Origin of the sequence: Pseudonocardia sp. KRD291, assembly GCF_019263595.1 — a bacterium.
In the GTDB taxonomy this organism is placed as follows: domain Bacteria; phylum Actinomycetota; class Actinomycetes; order Mycobacteriales; family Pseudonocardiaceae; genus Pseudonocardia.
On sequence record NZ_JADQDD010000042.1, the window covers coordinates 13858 to 29225 of the forward strand.

Here is a 15368-nt window from a genome sequence, read left to right on the forward strand (position 1 = left end):
CCCGGTCGCGCGGACGGCCACCGGGACTGCGCGCCCGGCGGCGGTGGTGATTGGCTGGGCCGATGGAGCTCCTCGACGTCGACCGGACCGGGTCGGTACTGATCCTCACGCTGAACGACCCGAAGCGGCGCAACCCGTTGTCGTTCCAGATGCGCGAGGAGATGCTCACCGCGCTCGGAGCGGCACGCGACGACGACACCGTGCGCGCCGTCGTGCTCACCGGAGCCGGCGGGTTCTTCTGCGCCGGCGGCGACATCTCCAGCATGAACGACGACCGCCCGACCGGGGTGTACCGCCTGCACCTGCTGGGACGGGTGGTCGAGGCGCTGGTCGCGATGCCCAAGCCGGTGATCGCGGCCGTCGAGGGCGGGGCCTACGGCGCCGGCCTGTCGCTGATGGCGCTCTGCGACCACGTCGTCGTCGCCGACGACGCCCGGCTGTGCTCGTCGTTCGGCGGGATCGGGCTCGGTACCGACGGCGCCCTGAGCTGGTCGCTGCCGCGCCGGGTCGGGCAGGGGCGCGCCGCCGAGATCATCATGTTCGGCGAGGTCGTGGACGCCGAACGCGCGTCGAGGATCGGCCTGGTCGAACGGGTCGTGCCGAGCGGCACCGCGCGGGAGGCGGCGATCGAGCGGGCCGAGCTGCTCACCGGGAGGTCCCGACCGGCGCTGGCCGCGAACAAGGCGACACTCGGCGCGGCCGACCTCACCGGCCTGCGCCAGGCCCTCGAGGAGGAGAACCGCCACCAGCTCGAGCTGATGTCCGGGCCCGACTTCGCCGAGGGCGTCGCGGCGTTCAAGGAACGCAGGCCCGCCCGGTTCGAGGCCTGACACTTTCCGGGCACTCGTGAACCATGACGTGCGCCGCATGCTCGTCGTGGTTCACGAGTGACGCGAGGTCGGTTACTGATCGCCACCCCTGGTGACCGTGCGTGTATGTCGATCATTAGGCTGCTTCGATGAACGCGCGTACCCGACGTCCCGTCCGGCTGATGACGCTGCTGGTGGCGGGCCCGGTGCTGGTGGGCGTCCTGGCCGGGTGCGGCGCGCGCAGCGGAACCGACTCGGCGTCGCCGAACCAGCCCGGCGGTGCGGTCGACACCGCCGGCGCACCGGCCCAGGCCTGCGCGCTCGTCCCCGCCGAGGCGATCCAGACCGGCATCGGGATCGGCGTCGGGGACGGCGCGCCCGGCGGCAGCGACGCGCGTTCGACCTGCACCTACTCACCCTCCGGCGCCGGGCCGGGTCTGACCGTCGGGGTCGAGGCCGCCGACCGGTTCGCCGAGAAGTCCGACAGCGCCCAGCGCTCGGCCGGGGTACCCGCCACCGACATCGCCGACGTGGGCGAGTCCGCGCGGTTCTACTTCAGCACCGCGCAGCTGCCGACCGGGCTGGGCACGCTGGTGGTGCAGGGCCGGGACATGACCGTCGACGTCACGGTGCAGGGGCTGACCGACCCCTCCCGTTCCCGGGAGACGGCGACCGCCGTCGCCCGCACCGCCCTGGACAACAGCTAGGACTCGCCTACGCCAGCGGCCCGCTGAAGTTCGGCGCGCGCTTCTCCCGGTGCGCGGCCACCCCTTCGGCGACGTCGGGCAGGCCGAAACCGTAGAACTCCAGCGCCAGCGACGCGTCGAACGACGGCCCGGCCACCCGGTACCAGCTGTTGAGCGCCTGCTTGGTCCAGCTGATCGCGCTCGGGGCGCCGGCGGTCAGGCTGCGTGCGACCTCCATCGCGGTCTCCTGCACCTCGTCGTCGTCGACGCACAGCGAGACCAGCCCGATCCGCTCCGCCTCCTCGCCGGTGATCGGCTTGCAGGTGAGCAGGTAGTACTTGGCCTTGGCCATGCCGCAGAGCAGCGGCCAGCAGATCGCGGCGTGGTCGCCCGCGACGACACCGAGGCGGGTGTGCCCGTCGACGATCTTCGCGGTGCGCGCCGCCACCGAGACGTCGGCGAGCAGGCCGATCGCCAGCCCCGCGCCGACGGCCGGGCCGTGGATCGCCGAGACCACCGGCTTCGAACAGTTGATCACGTTGTAGACCATGTCCCGGGCCTCGCGCATGACCCGGGTGCGCACGACCGGGTCGGCCACCATCTGTTCGATCATGTCGAACGCGCCGCCCGCGGAGAACGCCCGGCCCTCGCCACGGACCAGCACCGCCCGGACGGTCTCGTCGCGGTCGATCACCGGCCAGATGTCGGCGAGCTGCTGGTGGGCGTCGGCGCCGACGGCGTTGAGGTTCGGCCCGTCGAGCACGATCCGCAGGATCCCCTCCTCCGGGCGCTCGACGCGCAGTGCGGTGAAGGCGGCGTACCGGTCGGTGCTCGTGGAGGTCATGAGCGCACCGTAGGACCCGGGCCCGACAGTGATCCACCCCGGCGGAGGGTCGCGCCGCGGGCGCGGGCATGGTGGGCTACCGACGAGTACGGACGACTCCCCCGCACCTCCGCGGGGGGACGAGACGAGAGCGAGGCCGCCGTGGACCCCTCCGACCTGCAGGACGTGCTGGACTCGGTGCGGGACTTCATCCGCACCGAGGTGGTGCCGGCCGAGGAGCAGATCGAGGCCGACGACGCCGTCCCGGAGCGGATCGTCGCGCAGTGCAGGTCGATGGGCCTCTACGGCTTCACGATCCCCGAGCAGTACGGCGGCCTCGGGCTGACGGTGAGCGAGGAGGTCCGGCTGGCGTTCGAGCTGGGCTGGACCACCCCCGCGCTGCGCTCGCTGTTCGGCACGAACAACGGCATCGCCGGGCACGTGCTGATGCAGGGCGGCACCGAGGAGCAGAAGTCTCAGTGGCTGCCGCGCCTGGCCAGCGGTGAGGTGACCGCGTCGTTCGGGCTGACCGAGGCCGACGCCGGCTCCGACCCGTCGTCGCTGGCCACCAAGGCCGTCCGGGACGGCGGGGACTGGGTCCTCAACGGCTCCAAGCGCTACATCACCAACTCCCCCGTCGCCGACGTGATCATGGTGTTCGCGAAGACGAACCCGGACGTCGCCGGCAACCGCGGGATCTCCACGTTCCTGGTCCCGAAGGGCACCCCGGGCCTGTCGATCGGCCCGAAGGACCACAAGATGGGCCAGTTCGGCGCCTGGACCGCCGACGTGCACCTCGACGACGTCCGGGTGCCGGCCTCGGCGCTCGTCGGTGGCGAGGACGGGGTCGACACCGGGTTCGTCACCGCGGCGAAGTGCCTCGCGCACGGCCGGCTGCACATCGCGGCCGTGTGCGTCGGGATGGCCGAGCGTCTCGTGCACGAGTCGGTGGAGTTCGCGAAGACCCGCGAGCAGGGCGGCAAGCCGATCGCCCGGTTCCAGCTGGTCCAGGGCCTGATCGCGGACTCGGTGACCGACCACCGCGCCGGCCGCGGCCTCGTCCTCGACGCCGCGCGCGAGTTCGACGCCGGCATCGACCGTGTCTCCGGGCCGGCCACGGCCAAGTACTTCTGCTCGGAGATGGTCGGCCGGGTCGCCGACCGTGCGGTGCAGGTGCACGGCGGCGCCGGCTACATGCGCGGCGTGACCGTCGAGCGGTTCTTCCGCGACGCCCGTCTGTTCCGGATCTACGAGGGCACCAGCCAGATCCAGCAGGTGATCATCGCCCGGGACGCCCTGGGCAAGGCCGCCCGCGGCTGACCGTCCCGCGCCCCGGCCCCGCGCCCTCCACCCTTCGGCGTCCCGAAGGGTCCCCTCGCTCACCATCGGGTCCCCGGGGTTCCCCTCAGGGCGGGCCCGTGTATCCCGGTGCGCCGGATCTTGGCCCGGCGGCGAGCCTGGGGGTCCCGAGGGGTCCCCTCGCTCACGATCAGGTCCCCGGAGTTCCCCTCGGGGCGCAGCCTCCGGGTGTCTCGATGCATCGAAGGGGTCCCCTGCCTCGCGGCGGGCCCCGGCGTCCTGAGGGGTCCCCTCGTTCACCGGGGCGTCCCGAACGGGCCCCTCGCGCTGCCGGGTCGAGCTTTCCGGGCCGGTCATTCGTCGGCGGGGATCGCGGTGACGGACGGTCGGGGCAGCCGGGCGGCCTGCCCGTGGCAGCGGATCAGCTCCGCCATCACCTCGCGGGGCCGGGAGTGCAGGTCGCTCGGGAGCGTCTGCACGACCAGGACACCGTTCGCCATCATCGCCGACCTGCGCCGGACCGTCCGCGCGTAGTCGGCGGGGCTCAGGTGGTACTCGACGGAGTCGATCTCCCAGGCCAGGCCCACCTCGTCGAACCACGCGTCCGGGTAGGCGACGAACCGGCCGGCGCTGTCGTCGAGACGCGGGTTCCACAGGGGTGCGACGAGCCCACTGCGCAGGACCAGGGCACGGGCCTCCGCCTCCGCGACCGACCTCACCCCGTCGGAGATCTCGCGGAGGACGCCGCGGGCGACGGCCGTGCCGCGGCTGCTCCCCCGTTCCAGCTCCTCGACCAGCTCCGGCACCGTGCACCACCCGCGCTGGACGACCTCCGCGACGACGGCCCGGACCGCGTTGCGGTCACGGGACCGGCGGGCGAAGTCGAGCACCGCCCGCGGGATCGGGGCCAGCGGCCACCGGCCCGGTTCCGGATCGGGCAGCCGATGCGTCCGTTCGACCAGCGCCACACCGGCGCCCGCTCGTCGACAGCCGTGCGGGACCAGGACGTGGACCGGCCCGAACGGCGCCGGGGCGTTCCGGAGACCGTGCAGGGCCAGGGCGTCCAGCCCGGTCAGCACGGCTCCGGGGCCGGCGTGCAGCAACGCCGCGTACCGGCGGTCGTCACGCGTCGGCGGACCGTTGCCGAGTTTCACGATGCCCGGCGCCAGACTGCTCCAGGGACCGCCCGGCCGGCACCGCCGCGACACCGTGCGCCGGTGCAGCCCGAGTTTCTCCAGCATCGCGACGGTCACGACGTAGCCTCCGCACAACGCCGGGACGTCCTCGATCCGCGGAGCTTGACGACCACGCCTACTGCGCACCTCGACCATGCCGACAGCCTCGCCCCGGCAGGGACCCACCGACCCCACGATCTCGCCGATGTGGACGCGCCCACCAGGTTGTGGACAACTCCCCACTTGCCCCGGCCGATACCCGGCTTCGAGCTCCCTCCCGACGCCGAGCCGACCGATTCACCGCGCCGCGCACACCTCCGGCCCGAAGCCGCCGGACGACGTCCCGAGGGGCCCCCTCGCTCACCCGGGCGTCCCGAAGGGACCCCTCGCGGCCCGGTAGCTCCGGCTCACGCCGGGCGCGCGGCACCCGGCCCTGCCGGACGGCGTGGCCCGGCCTCGCCGGACAACGTCCCAGGGGGTCCCCTCGCTCACCCGGGCGTCCCGAAGGACCCCCTCGGGACGCGGCTTCTGGCCGGGCGGAAGCGGGACCCCTGCCCGGCGGGGAGCCGGGGCGACGCGGACCTGCCCGGCGAGAGCCGGGGCGACGCGGACCTGCCCGGCGAGAGCCGGGGCGACGCGGACCTGCCCGGCGAGAGCCGGGGGCGGAGGGCGGGCCCGTTCGGCGGCTGGGCGAGGCGGCCGGGCCTGACGGGGACCCGGGCCTGACGGGGACCCGGGCACACGACGACGCCCCCTCGGCGCGGGCCGAGGGGGCGTCGTGTGCGTGGGGCCTAGTGGTCGGCGGGGCGGATGTGGTACTCGAACACCAGCCCGCCGATCGCGCCGAGGAGGAGGATGCCGGCGATCACGATCAGCCAGACGTAGAAGAACGCCAGGCCGATCCCGACCAGTGCTGCGGCGGCGGCCATCATGACCGGCCAGTAGCTGCCCGGCGAGAAGAAGCCGACCTCGCCTGCGCCGTCGGAGATCTCGGCCTCCGCATTGTCCTCCGGGCGCTCGTCGAGACGCCGGGACACGAACCGGAAGTACGTGCCGACGATCAGCGACAGGCCACCGGTCAGGAACAGCGCGGACACGCCGACCGGCTCCCGGGCGAGGATCGTGTAGACGATCGCGCACAGGAAGAAGAACCCGGTGCAGAGCTCGAAGATGCGGGACTCGATCTTCATCGGTGATCCCCTTCTCAGCCGTTGGCCTGCGCGGCCAGCTGTCCGCGATCGGTGGTGAACGGGTAGGTGGTCACGGCCTCGGGGGCGCACCACCGGCCGCAGTCCAGGGCGGCCAGCGCCTCACCGGCGGTGTAGGGCAGCCGGGTCTGCGGGTTGTCCTGCTTGCGCAGGGCGATGTAGCGCTCGTAGAGCTCCGGCGAGATGGCGCGGACCTCGAAGTTCATCTGCGAGTGGTACGAACCGCAGAGCTCGGCGCACCGGCCGACGAACGCACCCTCGCGCTCGATGTTGTCGATCACGTAGGTGTTGTCCTGCTCGTTGCGCTCCGGCATCGGGAAGACGTCGCGCTTGAACAGGAACTCCGGGACGTAGAACGAGTGGATGACGTCGTTCGAGGTCTGGGTGAACTGGATGCTGCGGTTGGTCGGCAGCACCAGAAGCGGGATCGTGCTACTCGTGCCCAGGGTCTCGATCGGACGGCCGTCGGCGGCGATCTGGCCCGGGTAGTCGAACTTCCAGTTCCACTGGAACCCGGTGATCGCGACCTGCACGTCGGCGGGACGACCGTTCGTCGGGTCGGCCTTGTCCACGTAGTTCTGGACGTTGACGGTGAACCCGAACAGGACCGCGACGATGACCGTCGGGATCGCGGTGAAGACCAGCTCGACCGGCAGGTTGTACTGGGTCTGGCGGGGCAGCGAGCCGTCGTCGTCCTTGCGCTTGCGGTGCAGGATGATCGCCCAGAACATCGCCGCCCAGGTGATGACGCCGACGATCAGCGCGGCGATCGCGGACCAGGTCCACAGGTTCCGCATCGACTCGGCCTCGGGGGTGACCCCGACCGGCCAGCCGAACCGGATGACCTCCTCGACGGAGCACCCGGTGAGCGCGGGCACCGCCAGCGCGGCCACCACACCCAGTTTCGCCACCCGGACGAAACGGGAGCGGGCGTGACCCGTCGCGCGTTCTGCTCGGCCCACTGCGCGCCGCCTTCCTGACGTCTGTTCTCGCTGCACCGTTCACGCATTCTTCCTGCGTGCACTGCCTACACTGGGCGACCGACAAGATCACGCACCGCGCGACTTTCGACCTCGCGTAGAGACTAGACGAACGAGGCCCACCACGCGCTGCCCGGGGGTGGCACACCCGGGGCGTGCGCAACCCGTTCAGGGACTACCGCATACTGCTTCTCGTGTGCGGACTGCTGGGATTGCTGACCGCCGGGGCGGATGCCGCCAGCCGGGTGGAGCCGATCGCCGACGCGCTGCGGTGCGCGCGTCACCGGGGGCCTGACGAGAGCGGGACGTGGAACGACCACGACCTGGTGCTCGGGTTCAACCGGTTGTCGATCATCGACGTGGACCACTCGCACCAGCCCCTGCACTGGGGTCCGGTGCCGGGCGAGGACACCCGGTACACGATCGTCTTCAACGGCGAGATCTACAACTACCTCGAGCTGCGCGAGGAGCTGGTCGAGACCTTCGACGCGGCGTTCGCGACCGAGGGCGACGGCGAGGTCATCGTCGCGGCGTTCCACTACTGGGGCCCGGACGCGGTGCAGCGCCTGCGCGGCATGTTCGCGTTCGCGATCTGGGACGTGGTCGAGCGCGAGCTGTTCGTCGCCCGCGACCCGTTCGGGATCAAGCCGCTGTTCATGGCCACCAGCGCGGCCGGCACGGTGTTCGCCAGCGAGAAGAAGTCGATCCTCTCGCTCGCCCAGAACATGGGCATCGGCCTCGACCTGGAGCCGGCCGCGCTGCAGCAGTACCTGACTCTGCAGTACGTGCCCGAGCCCTGGTCGCTGCACCGGATGATCTCCCGTGTCGAGTCCGGCACGCACGTCACGGTCAGCCCCGGCGAGGAGCCGGTGCACCAGCGCTACTTCCAGCCGAAGTTCCTCTCGCTGCCCTCGCACGCCCCGGCCAGCGCCGAGGCCGAGGCGATCGTGCACGGCGAGATCGCCGACGTCCTGCGCGACTCGGTGGCCAAGCACATGCGCGCCGACGTGACGGTGGGCGCGTTCCTCTCCGGCGGCATCGACTCCACCGCGATCGCGGCGCTGGCCAAGGAGCACAACCCGAACCTGATCACGTTCACCACCGGGTTCGAGCGCGAGGGCTACTCCGAGGTCGACGTCGCCGCGGAGTCCGCCGCCGCGATCGGCGTCCGGCACGTGGTCCGCACGGTCAAGCCGGACGAGATGATGGAGGCCCTGCCCCAGATCGTCTGGTACCTCGACGACCCGGTGGCCGACCCGGCGCTGGTCCCGCTGTGGTTCATCGCCCGCGAGGCCCGCGAGCACGTGAAGGTCGTGCTCTCCGGCGAGGGCGCGGACGAGCTGTTCGGCGGCTACTCGATCTACCGGGAGCCGCTGTCGCTGGCCCCGTTCGAGAAGGTCCCGGGCACGCTGCGGCCGCTGATGCGCCGGGCGTCGCGCCGGATGCCCGAGGGCATGCGGGGCAAGGACCTGCTGCGCCGCGGTTCGCTGAACCTGGAGCAGCGCTACTACGGCAACGCCCGGATCTTCCGCGACGACCAGCTGCACGAGGTGCTGCGCGGCTACGACCCGCGGGTGTCGCACCAGGACGTCACGGCGCCGCACTACTTCGCCTCCCGCGACTGGGACGACGTCGCGCGGATGCAGCACGTGGACCTGTTCACCTGGCTGCGCGGCGACATCCTGGTCAAGGCCGACAAGATGACGATGGCGCACTCGCTGGAGCTGCGCGTCCCGTTCCTGGACCCCGAGGTCTTCGACGTCGCGTCCTCGCTGCCGCAGGCCCAGAAGATCACCCACGGCGCGAACGGGACCACGAAGTACGCGCTGCGCCGTTCGCTGGAGGGGATCATCCCCTCGCACGTGCTGAACCGGCCGAAGCTGGGCTTCCCGGTACCGATCCGGCACTGGCTGCGCGACGAGATGTACGCCTGGGCGCGCGACATCATCCAGCAGTCCGGCGCCGGACACCTGATCGACCTGCAGGCCGTGCACCGGATGCTGGACGCGCACCGGTCCGGCCCGGTCGACCACAGCCGCCGGATCTGGACGATGCTGGTGTTCCTGCTCTGGCACGGGATCTTCGTCGAGCGCCGGATCACCCCGGAGATCCCGGCACCGCATTACCCGGTCAAGATCTAGGACCTCCACCGACGACGAACGGCCGGTGACCCGCACGGGGTCACCGGCCGTTCGTGCATGTGGGGTCGGTCAGGCCGGGAGGACGGCCTGGATCTCGTCGGCGGCGGCGTCGCCGTAGGTGTCACGCAGGCGGGTCAGGGCCGCCGCGCGGTCCCAGGCCCACTCCTGCGGGCCGTCGGACTCCAGTACCCAGGTCGCGATCAGCGCGCCGAGCTGGGCCGAGCGCTCGAGCGAGAGCCCGCCGCCCAGCGCGGTCAGGAAGCCGGCGCGCCAGGCGTCGCCGACGCCGGTCGGGTCGACCAGCTCGGTCGGGGGCACCACGTCGACGCGGGTCTCGGTGCCGTCCCGCTCGACGATCACCGCGCCCTTCTCGCCGTAGGTGGTGATCCGGGTGTCGACCTTGGAGGCGACCTCCTCGGCCGTCCAGCCGGTCTTCTTGAGCAGCAGCTCGTACTCGTAGTCGTTGGTGACCAGGTACTTGGCGCCCTCGATCAGGCGCCGGACCTCCGGGCCCTCCATCCGGGCCAGCTGCTGCGACGGGTCGGCCAGGAAGGGGTAGCCCTTCTCGCGGCACTCGTCGGTGTGGCGGACCATGGCGTCCGGGTCGCTGGCACCGATCAGCACCAGGTCGAACCCGCCGACACGCTCGGCGATGGGGGCGAGCTCGATCTCGCGGGAGCGGGCCATGGCGCCGGTGTAGAAGGACGCGATCTGGCGCATGTCGTCGTCGGTGGTGCAGGTGAAGCGTGCGGTGTGCACGTCGTCGAACGTGTGCACGCCCGAGGTGTCCACCCCGAGGTCATCGAGCAGCTTCCGGTAGTCGGCGAAGTCCGGACCCACCGCGCCGATGAGCACCGGGGCCTGGCCCAGCACACCGAGCGCGAACGCGATGTTGCCGGCCACGCCACCTCGCCGGACCACCAGCTCGTCGACCAGGAAGCTGACCGAGATGCGGTCGAGCTGGTCGGCGAGCAGCTGCTCGGAGAACTTCCCGGGGAAGTGCATGAGGTTGTCGGAGGCGATGGATCCCGTTACGGCAATAGGCACGTAGGGCACCCTACGACACCAGAACGGGCCCCGTCAGGATCACGAAGATCTTGACGAGGCCCGTTCGGGTCCCTGACCAGGTCTTTTATCAACCTGGGAAGTGACTCAGTTGAACGAGTCACCGCAGGCGCACGAGCCGCCCGCGTTCGGGTTGTCGATCGTGAAGCCCTGCTTCTCGATGGTGTCGACGAAGTCGATCTGGGCGCCCAGCAGGTACGGGGCGCTCATCCGGTCCACCCCGACCTTGAGGCCGTGGAAGTCCTTGAACAGGTCGCCGTCGAGCGAGCGGTCGTCGAAGAACAGCTGGTACCGCAGACCCGCGCAGCCACCGGGCTGCACCGCGATCCGCAGGTGCATGTCGTCGCGACCCTCCTGCTCGAGCAGGGCACGCGCCTTGACGGCGGCCGCGTCACTGAGCTCGACGCCGTGCGTCTCGGTGGTGGTGTCCACCGTGTTGTCTACGGTCATGACTCTCCCAACAACGTGCGGAACGGAACTTGTTCCCGGCGGACGCCGGTCTCGCTGAGCGGTTTCCGTCCGGTCTTTCGGCCCTGCGTCCACCCGCCATCGTATGCCCTCCCGGGCCCACCGGGGGGAGGCGAGGGCCATCGCGCCTGCCCCGGAACCGGGGTGAATTCGGTCACCGGCCCCTGCGGCCGCCCCGAGGTTCAGCGACTCCAGCGCCGGGCGACCTGCTCGGCGAGCGCGGCGAGGGTGCCCGCGGGGTCGGCCAGCGACGCCTCGAGGCCTGCCTCGTCGGCCACCGCGTAGGCCGCGTCCACCCCGGCGGCGCCGGCCTCGCGCCGTCCGACCGAGGACTGCCCGGCCAGGACCAGGCAGGGGATCCCGCGGTCCGCGGCGCCCCGGGCGACCGCGGTGACCAGCTTCCCGCGCAGCGACTGCCAGTCGAAGCTGCCCTCCCCGGTGACGGCCAGCCCGCCGGACGCGGCGGCCGCGTCCAGCTCGGCGTCCAGGCCGACCAGGCTCCGCACCAGCCCGGCCCCGGACTCGCGGCGGGCGCCCAGCGCCAGCAGCGCAGCCCCGAGGCCTCCGGCCGCGCCCGCCGCGGCCTCGTCGCGGACGTCGGTGCCGGTCGCGGTGGCCAGCACGTCGGCGAACACGGCCAGCGCGGCGTCGAGCTCGGCCCCGGCCGCGGCGTCGGCGCCCTTCTGCGGACCGAACACCGCGGCGGCACCGTGCGTGCCGAGCAGCGGGTTGTCGACGTCGGCCGCGGCGACCAGCTCGACCCCGTCGAACGCCGGTGGCGGGCGCAGTCCGGCGCACCGGGCCAGCGCGCCGCCGCCGTCGGGCAGCAGAGCGCCCGACGCGTCGTGGGCGACGGCGCCGAGCGCGGCCAGCATCCCGGCGCCGCCGTCGGTGGTGGCCGAGCCGCCGAGCCCGACCACGATCCGGCGGGCGCCCGCGTCCCGGGCCGCGGCCACGAGCTCCCCGACGCCGCGGGTGGTCGCCCGCAGCGCGACGTCCGGGGTCCGGCGCTCGCGCGGCACGTGGTGCAGCCCGCACGCCGCGGCGGCCTCCAGGTAGGCGGTGTCGCCGGTCTGCAGCCAGGACCCGGTCACCGGCTCGCCCAGCGGGCCGGTCACCGTGCGCTCGTGCAGCGTCCCGCCGAGCGCGGACTGCAGCACCTCGGCGAACCCGGTGCCGCCGTCGGCGAGCGGGACGGTACGCACGTCGTCCGCGGGAGCGGCACGCCGCCACCCGGTCGCGATCGCCTCCGCCGCGTCGCGCGCGCTCAACGTTCCGCCGAAGGAGTCCGGAGCCACGACCACGCGCATGTCGGGCAGGTTAGCCGCGCCCGTACTCTGGGACACGTGAGGTTCCTGCGCCGCTCCGAGAGCACCGACGCCGAGTCCGGCACGCCTACGAACGCGGCAGGCGACACCGCCGTCTCGGACTCCGACGCGGAGGCACGCTCGCGCGCGCGCACCACGCCCGGCAAGGGCCGCGCGACCCCGAAACGCCGCGAGGCCGAAGGCCCCGGCCGTCGCCGCGGACCGGCGCCGCCCCCGCCGCGGACCCAGCGCGAGGCCTCCCGCCTGGCCAAGCAGAACCGCCCGGCCAAGGAGGACCGGCGCAAGGCCGCCGCGGACCGCCGCAGGCGGATGGACGCGGGCGACGACCGGGTGCTGCTCCCCCGCGACCGCGGCCCGGTGCGCGCCCACGTGCGCGACATCGTCGACTCCCGCCCGCACGTGATCGGTCTGTTCCTGCCGCTGGCCGCGCTCGTCGTGATCGCCGCGCTGGTGCAGGTCCCGGCGGTGCAGCAGTACGTCACGCTGTTCACGTTCCTGATGCTCGCCGTGATGCTCGTCGAGGGCACGCTGCTCGGGATGCAGGTGACGCGCAGGGCGCGCGCCAAGTTCCCGGACGAGAAGATCAGCCCGCTGGGTACCGGGTGGTACTCGTTCTCCCGGGCCACCCAGCCCCGCCGGATGCGTGTGCCCAAGCCGAGAGTGGCCCGGGGCGCCCAGGTCTGAGGCGGCCGGTACCGCGAGGTCCGCCAGACGCCGTCGACGGCGGCGGAGCGGGCCTTGGACGGTCGATCGCCGGTCCGGGTGCGAGGGCGTGGAGCGGATCCGCGACGATGGGCCCGTGAGCTCCCCTGCACCGCGGCGCACGCTCGTCCTGGGCGGTACCCGTTCCGGTAAGTCCGGGTACGCCGAGGACCTGCTGCCTGCCGACACCGCCGTCCGCTACGCCGCCACCGCCCGACGCCTGCCCGGCGACGACGAGTGGGAGGCGCGGATCGCCGCGCACCGCGGTCGCCGGCCGGCGACCTGGGTCACCGTCGAGTCCCCGGACCTGGTCGGCGAGCTGTCCGGTCCGGGACCGCTGCTGGTCGACGACCTCGGCACCTGGCTGACCAACGTCCTCGACGACGCCTCGGCCTGGACCGAGCCGACGCTGCCCCCCGCCGTGACCCGTCGGGCCGAGGCCCTCGTCGACGCCGTGCGCCGGACCCGGGGCCGGGTCGTGCTGGTCTCGGCCGAGGTCGGGATGGGCGTCGTCCCGGAGACGCGCTCCGGCAGGGTGTTCCGTGACCAGCTCGGCGCGCTGAACGCCGCGCTGGCCGAGGCCTGCGACGAGACCGTGCTGGTGATCGCCGGTCTCGCGGTGCCGCTCTCGCCGGCCGGTGGCCTCGCCGCCCCCGCTCCCCCGCAGACCGAAGCACCCTCCGCCGGTGCCACGACGCCGGACAACGGCGTCGTCGCCCCCGGCGCGGCCGCCGCGGTCGCGGCCGCCGGGAGCCGCCCGGTCGGCGCACGTCCGGTCATGCCGGCCGCCACCACCTCCGGGCCGGGGGTCGCGACGCGCCCGGCCGAGAGCGCTCCGCGCGAGGCCGATCCGGCCGTCCTCGCCCCGGCCGACTTCGAGCCGCTGCGTCCGCAGCCGGTCACGCGCCCGGACGTCGCCGCGCGGCGGGAGGCCGTGGCCCGGATCTCCGCGCTGGCCGTCCCCGTCGGCGGCCTCGGCGAGCTGGGCGAGCTGGGCGCGTGGCTGGCCGCCTGCCAGGGCGAGTGCCCGCCGCGCCCACCGGTGCAGGCCAGGGTGCTGCTCGTCGCCGACGACCACGGGATCGCCGAGGCCGGGGTCTCGGCCTACCCGTCGGACGCCGGGCGTGCCCGGGCGGCGGCCGCGCTGGCCGGGACGCTGCCGGTGACCATCGCCGCACGCACCGCCGGAGCGGCCGTGCGCACCGTCGACGTGGGGCTCTCGTTCCCGGTCACCGACGGCGACGCCGGCGAGCACGTCGTCGCCCGCGGGTCCGGCCGGATCGACCGGGCCGACGCGCTGACCTCCGAGCAGGCCGAGCGCGCCTACCGCACCGGTCAGCGCCTGGCCGACGAGGAGATCGACGCGGGCGCCGACGTGCTGGTCCCGGCCTCGCTCGCGGTCGGCGCGACCACGCCGGCATCGGTGCTGGTCGCGGCGCTGACCGGAGCCGAGCCGGTCGCCGTGATCGGGCGCGGCAGCGGGATCGACGACAACACCTGGATGCGCAAGGCCGCCGCCGTGCGCGACGCGCTGCGCCGGGCCCGCGAGCACCTGCGCGACCCGCTGGCGCTGCTGCGCACGGTCGGCGGAAGCGACATCGTCGTGATCGCCGGATTCCTCGCCCGGGCCGCGGACCGTCGCGTCCCGGTCGTGCTCGACGGTCTCGTCGTCGGCGCCGCGGCGCTGCTGGCCGAGGAGCTCGCGCCCGGCGCCCGGGAGTGGTGGGTCGCCGCCCAGGGCTCCACGGAGCCGGCGATGACGCTGGTGCTCGAGCATCTGAGCCTGACCCCGGTGCTCGGCCTGGGCCTGCGCACCGACGACGGCACCGCCGGTGTCGCGGTGCTGCCGCTGCTGGTCACCGCCGCCCGCCTGATCGCCGAGACCGGGACCGCCGTCGACACCGGGATCGTCCCGCTCGGGGCCGGCTGAGTGGACGGGCCGACCCCGCCCGGGCGCTCGTTCGCCGCCGGGCCGCTGCTGGCGGTGAGCTGGCTGACGGTGCTCCCGGCGCGCGTGCGCACCGGCGACGACGGGTCGCTGCCCGCCGGCGCCCCGGCGTCGGCGCTGCGCTGGGCACCGGTCGTCGGGGCCGCGCTCGGCCTCGCCGGCGGCGGGCTGCTGCTGGGCCTGTCCGCGGCGAGCGTGTCACCGGTCGTGGCGGGGCTGCTGGTGGTCGGGTTCTGGGCGCTGGTCACCCGCGGCATGCACCTCGACGGGCTGGCCGACACCGCGGACGGCCTCGGCAGCTACGGGCCCCCCGAGCGGGCCCTGCGGATCATGGCCGACGGCGGGGCCGGGCCGTTCGCCGTCGTCACCCTGATCGTGGTGCTGGGCGCGCAGGCGGGGGCGCTGGCCCAGCTGGCGGCCGCGGGCCCGGTCCCGGTGCTGACCGGGTGCGCGCTCGCCGCGGCGACCGGGCGGGCCGGGTTCTGCTGGGTCGCCCGGCGCGGTGTCGCCGCGGCCCGGCCGGGGGGCCTGGGCGCGACGGTGGCCGGTTCGCAACCGGCGTGGGTGGCGCCCCTGTGGTGGCTGGCGCTCGCCGCGGCCGCCGCGCCGCTGCTCACCGCGCCGATCACCGGCGGGTCCGCCCACCACGTCACGACGGCGTTCTCCGCGTCGGCGGGGGTGGCGCTGGCGGCGCTGCTGGTCGTCGGGCTGGCCGCGCACACCCGTCGCCGGTTCG

General features: G+C 73.7%; 14 protein-coding genes. 7 read left to right on the plus strand and 7 right to left on the minus strand.

Translation table 11 applies throughout. The features are described 5' to 3' along the window. The first annotated feature begins 62 nt into the window (after positions 1-62). Positions 63-830, plus strand: a complete 768-nt coding sequence (locus I4I78_RS08790) for an enoyl-CoA hydratase/isomerase family protein (protein WP_218610738.1) — start codon at positions 63-65, stop codon at positions 828-830. A gap of 128 nt (positions 831-958) precedes the next feature. Continuing rightward, the gene (locus tag I4I78_RS08795; protein WP_218610739.1) at positions 959-1516 is read left to right on the plus strand and encodes a hypothetical protein; all 558 of its coding nucleotides are present in this window, start codon (positions 959-961) and stop codon (positions 1514-1516) included. 7 nt (positions 1517-1523) lie between these two features. On the opposite strand, the gene I4I78_RS08800 is transcribed toward I4I78_RS08795, so the two are convergent. Continuing rightward, positions 1524-2339: an enoyl-CoA hydratase/isomerase family protein gene (locus tag I4I78_RS08800; RefSeq protein WP_218610740.1), complete on the minus strand. Its 816-nt coding sequence runs from the start codon at positions 2337-2339 to the stop codon at positions 1524-1526. A 141-nt stretch (positions 2340-2480) separates the two neighbouring features. Here I4I78_RS08800 and I4I78_RS08805 point away from each other — a divergent pair, with 141 nt between their 5' ends. Further along, complete coding sequence (locus I4I78_RS08805) at positions 2481-3638, plus strand: acyl-CoA dehydrogenase family protein (RefSeq protein WP_218610741.1); 1158 nt, start codon at positions 2481-2483, stop codon at positions 3636-3638. 332 nt (positions 3639-3970) lie between these two features. Here I4I78_RS08805 and I4I78_RS08810 read toward each other — a convergent pair whose 3' ends face one another. From I4I78_RS08810 to I4I78_RS08820, 3 genes are all read right to left on the minus strand, one after another. Then, on the minus strand, positions 3971-4948 hold the full coding sequence (locus I4I78_RS08810) for a hypothetical protein (protein WP_226379358.1): 978 nt from the start codon (positions 4946-4948) through the stop codon (positions 3971-3973). A gap of 635 nt (positions 4949-5583) precedes the next feature. Next, positions 5584-5982 (minus strand): cytochrome c oxidase subunit 4, encoded by a 399-nt coding sequence (locus I4I78_RS08815; protein ID WP_218610742.1) that lies wholly within the window; start codon positions 5980-5982, stop codon positions 5584-5586. 14 nt (positions 5983-5996) lie between these two features. Next, on the minus strand, positions 5997-6962 hold the full coding sequence (locus I4I78_RS08820; RefSeq protein WP_218610743.1) for a cytochrome c oxidase subunit II: 966 nt from the start codon (positions 6960-6962) through the stop codon (positions 5997-5999). A gap of 212 nt (positions 6963-7174) precedes the next feature. Here I4I78_RS08820 and asnB point away from each other — a divergent pair, with 212 nt between their 5' ends. Continuing rightward, positions 7175-9121, plus strand: coding sequence for an asparagine synthase (glutamine-hydrolyzing) (asnB, locus tag I4I78_RS08825; RefSeq protein WP_218610744.1), 1947 nt, complete (start codon positions 7175-7177; stop codon positions 9119-9121). 69 nt (positions 9122-9190) lie between these two features. Here asnB and I4I78_RS08830 read toward each other — a convergent pair whose 3' ends face one another. From I4I78_RS08830 to I4I78_RS08840, 3 genes are all read right to left on the minus strand, one after another. Next, positions 9191-10126, minus strand: a complete 936-nt coding sequence (locus I4I78_RS08830) for a carbohydrate kinase family protein (RefSeq protein ID WP_218610751.1) — start codon at positions 10124-10126, stop codon at positions 9191-9193. Positions 10127-10273: 147 nt separating this feature from the next. Beyond that, positions 10274-10636, minus strand: a complete 363-nt coding sequence (locus I4I78_RS08835; RefSeq protein ID WP_218610745.1) for an iron-sulfur cluster assembly accessory protein — start codon at positions 10634-10636, stop codon at positions 10274-10276. A 200-nt stretch (positions 10637-10836) separates the two neighbouring features. Beyond that, positions 10837-11964 (minus strand): glycerate kinase, encoded by a 1128-nt coding sequence (locus I4I78_RS08840; protein ID WP_218610746.1) that lies wholly within the window; start codon positions 11962-11964, stop codon positions 10837-10839. A 36-nt stretch (positions 11965-12000) separates the two neighbouring features. On the opposite strand from I4I78_RS08840, the gene I4I78_RS08845 reads away from it, so the two are divergent. From I4I78_RS08845 to I4I78_RS08860, 3 genes are all read left to right on the plus strand, one after another. Next, positions 12001-12666, plus strand: coding sequence for a DUF3043 domain-containing protein (locus I4I78_RS08845; protein WP_218610747.1), 666 nt, complete (start codon positions 12001-12003; stop codon positions 12664-12666). 115 nt (positions 12667-12781) lie between these two features. After that, positions 12782-14614, plus strand: a complete 1833-nt coding sequence (locus tag I4I78_RS32680) for a bifunctional adenosylcobinamide kinase/adenosylcobinamide-phosphate guanylyltransferase (RefSeq protein WP_308251983.1) — start codon at positions 12782-12784, stop codon at positions 14612-14614. After that, a partial coding sequence (locus I4I78_RS08860; protein ID WP_308251984.1) for an adenosylcobinamide-GDP ribazoletransferase occupies positions 14615-15368 on the plus strand: 754 nt, incomplete at its 3' end. It abuts the gene before it with no gap.

Coding starts and splice junctions, on each gene's coding strand:
- I4I78_RS08835 (WP_218610745.1), bottom strand. CDS start 10,636: ATGACCGTAGACAACACGGTGGACACCACCACCGAGACGCACGGCGTC.
- I4I78_RS08830 (WP_218610751.1), bottom strand. CDS start 10,126: ATGCACTTCCCCGGGAAGTTCTCCGAGCAGCTGCTCGCCGACCAGCTC.
- I4I78_RS08800 (WP_218610740.1), bottom strand. CDS start 2,339: ATGACCTCCACGAGCACCGACCGGTACGCCGCCTTCACCGCACTGCGC.
- I4I78_RS08790 (WP_218610738.1), top strand. CDS start 63: ATGGAGCTCCTCGACGTCGACCGGACCGGGTCGGTACTGATCCTCACG.
- I4I78_RS08795 (WP_218610739.1), top strand. CDS start 959: ATGAACGCGCGTACCCGACGTCCCGTCCGGCTGATGACGCTGCTGGTG.
- I4I78_RS08815 (WP_218610742.1), bottom strand. CDS start 5,982: ATGAAGATCGAGTCCCGCATCTTCGAGCTCTGCACCGGGTTCTTCTTC.
- I4I78_RS08840 (WP_218610746.1), bottom strand. CDS start 11,964: ATGCGCGTGGTCGTGGCTCCGGACTCCTTCGGCGGAACGTTGAGCGCG.
- I4I78_RS08810 (WP_226379358.1), bottom strand. CDS start 4,948: ATGGTCGAGGTGCGCAGTAGGCGTGGTCGTCAAGCTCCGCGGATCGAG.